The organism is Thermus sp. (assembly GCF_056332225.1).
Genome location: NZ_JBWGQW010000260.1, coordinates 1 through 515, shown reverse-complemented (window position 1 = coordinate 515; position 515 = coordinate 1). Strand labels below are relative to the sequence as shown.

Genomic DNA, 515 nt, shown 5'->3' with positions numbered 1-515 from the left:
CGTCCCCCACCTGCACCGCCCCGGCGTGCTCGGAGGCGCTCTCCGTGTCCGGACCGAAGACGGCGAAGAGGGTGTCCCGGTCCCAGGAAGCGGCCCGGTCCCGCAGGACCCCTTTTAGGGAGCTTCCCGGCAGGTAGGGGATGCCCGTGGCCTTCTCCCGGGCGATGGGCAGGTCTATGGCCCCGATGCCTTGCCCCGTCCCCGCGTGCAGGGGGGAGAGGGCGTGAAGAAAGAGTAGCGCCGTTTGGCTCATCCAAACCTCCTTCAAAGGCTTTCCACGAAGGCCCGCACGGGGTCCACCTGGCCCCTTAGGGGCGGGATGGCCTTGGCCTCCTCGAGGGTGAGCCAGGGGTCCACCTCCCAAGCGCGGCCCCCATGTTCCAGGACCAGCCTTTTCCCGGGGAACCGGGCCCCCTCGAGGACCGCCACCACCGAAAGCCGCTCCGCCAGGGTGAGGGTGGGGTCGTGGGTGAAGTCGGAGAAGCACACGTGGGCGAAGCGCTCCGCCTGGGCCC

At 70.1% G+C, this 515-nt stretch carries 1 protein-coding gene and 1 pseudogene; both read right to left on the bottom strand.

Annotation, left to right across the window (positions count from 1 at the left end):
* Positions 1-253, bottom strand: a 253-nt coding sequence (gene cmr4, locus AC01Y6_RS11255; RefSeq protein WP_476671620.1) for a type III-B CRISPR module RAMP protein Cmr4, incomplete at its 3' end; no start/stop codon positions are given.
* Positions 254-264: 11 nt separating this feature from the next.
* A pseudogene (locus AC01Y6_RS11250) lies at positions 265-515 on the bottom strand (hypothetical protein); the annotation flags it as partial.